We start from the raw sequence: 2,168 nt of genomic DNA, 5'->3' as shown, positions 1-2,168 counted from the left end.
CCGTTGCTCGGGTCGCTGTCCATTACCGTGATGTCAAAGCCAAATACGTCCAGGCACGCAACGTTGCCCGTCAGGACCATGCGGGGAATCAGCAGGCCCTGGCAGTCATCGTTGAGCGTCAGGTTGATCTCGCCGATGCAGGAAAGGTTGGGCTGCAGGAACTGGACCGTCACGATGACCGGGGCCGTCGTTACGTTGCCGTTCACGTCCGTGGCCGTGATGATCACTTCCACCTCACCGATGTCTTCGCAGGTGAAGAGCAGCTGGCTGGCCGTCAAAGAGGCGATGCCGCAGATGTCCGTAGCGGTAGCCAGGTCGGCAACCGTCAGGGTAGCCGTTCCGTTGGCGTTGCTTAGTACTACCGTTTGGGGGGTGACGACAATCTCGGGAGCGATGTTGTCTTCTACCGTTACCGTGGCCGTGCAGGTGGAACTGTTGCCGTTAACGTCCGTTACCGTCAGGGTAACTTCGTTAGGGCCTACGTTGGCGCAGGTGAAGTCCGCCTGGCTGACCGCGTAAGTCGCAATGCCACAGGCGTCAGAAGAGCCGCCGTCGACCAGCGGTGCATCGCTGCTGCCGCCGCCGCCGGCCGCAAAGACCTGGCCACCGTTGGCGCTGCTGATCGTGTAGGTGTAGGGACCATCCGGATCGTTGCCGGAGAAAGTGCTCGTGACCAGGCTGTAGTTGCCAGGAACGAGCGTCAGTTGAATCATCAGCTCGGGCTCGGTGCTGCCGGGACCGTCATCGTCGCCAGCCAGGAAGTTGGCGCAAGGCAGGGCCGGATCAAAACCTCCTTCGTAAAGGATGAAGTAGAAGTCGGGGCCAAGTACATCCATCATCGTGAAGGTGTACATGTCTTCAGCCGAGATGGTGAAGTTGAACACTTCGTAGTAGTGGTCGGCGGGAGATGTCGTGCCACAAGTCAAACCGTTGGCGTTCGGGCGGGCAAACTGGAGATCGCCCACGTCCAAGGAACCGCTTACTTCCGTCACCGCAGTCGGCGTACCCGTAGCACCAGCGGCGATAGAGGCGTTGCCTTCTTCGTCGAGTTCAATGGTCACATCCTGGCACAGGGCGACGGGAGGAACATTGTCTTCCACCGTGACCGTAGCCGTACAACTGCTGCTGTTGCCGCTGAAGTCAGAGACCGTAATGGGAACTTCGAAGGTGCCAACGTCTGCGCAGCCGAGGACAAAGCACTGGTCGAAGGGCGCGAAGTTGACCGCACAGTTGTCGGTAGCTTCGAACAGCGCGATCTCACAGTAGGTGCCAGCGCCAGCTTCATCCAACTGAACGACGATCTCTTCACAAGTTACGATGGGTGCGATCGTATCAATCACCGTCACATCGTAAGTGCAGCTGCCCTGGTTGCCACTGGCGTCGGTGATGACAACCGTCCGCTGGAAGGTAGAATCGGCAAAAGAGCAGTCGAAGGTGCGGGCGGCAGGGCCACCAACGGTGAAGGGACCGCTCAGGTCAGCCGGGCAGTTGTCGTAGATGCTGACCACTGCGTCAGCGTTTTCAATCATCGCCACGCCCATGCTGTCGAGGGCCACTTCAATGGCTTCGCAGACGATGACGGGGACGATCGTGTCGATCACCGTTACGTCATAAGTGCAGCTGCCTTGATTGCCGCTGGCGTCGGTGATGACGACCGTCCGCTGGAAGGTAGAATCGGCAAAAGAGCAGTCGAAGGTCCGGGCCGCGGGGCCACCAACGGTGAAGGGACCACTCAGGTTATCCGGGCAGTTGTCGTAGATGCTGACTACTGCGTCAGCGTTTTCAATCATCGCCACGCCCATGCTGTCGAGGGCTACTTCAATGGCTTCACAGACGATGACGGGGGTGATGTTGTCGATCACCGTCACATCGTAAGTGCAGCTGCCCTGGTTGCCGCTGGCATCCGTGATGACGACCGTCCGCTGGAAGGTAGAATCGGCAAAGGAGCAATCGAAGGTGCGGGCGGCGGGGCCACCCACGGTGAAGGGACCACTCAGGTTATCCGGGCAGTTGTCGTCGATGCTGATGACGGCGTCGTCATTTTCGATCGTGGCAGTGCCCGTGCTGTCGAGGGCCACCGTGATGGCTTCGCAGACGATGACGGGGGTGATCGTATCGAGAATCGTGACGATGATGGTATCGAGGGTAACGTTGCCGCTGCCGTCGGT

General features: G+C 59.5%; 1 protein-coding gene. It reads right to left on the bottom strand.

Annotation, left to right across the window (positions count from 1 at the left end; genetic code table 11):
• Positions 1-2,168: hypothetical protein (locus tag H9S92_RS14010; RefSeq protein WP_187467328.1), on the bottom strand; the 2,168-nt coding region annotated here is incomplete at both ends.

Source organism: Neolewinella lacunae, from assembly GCF_014349155.1.
Lineage (GTDB): Bacteria > Bacteroidota > Bacteroidia > Chitinophagales > Saprospiraceae > Neolewinella > Neolewinella lacunae.
The sequence above is the reverse complement of the archived record's forward strand: the minus strand, read 5'-3'. Positions and strand labels throughout refer to the sequence as shown.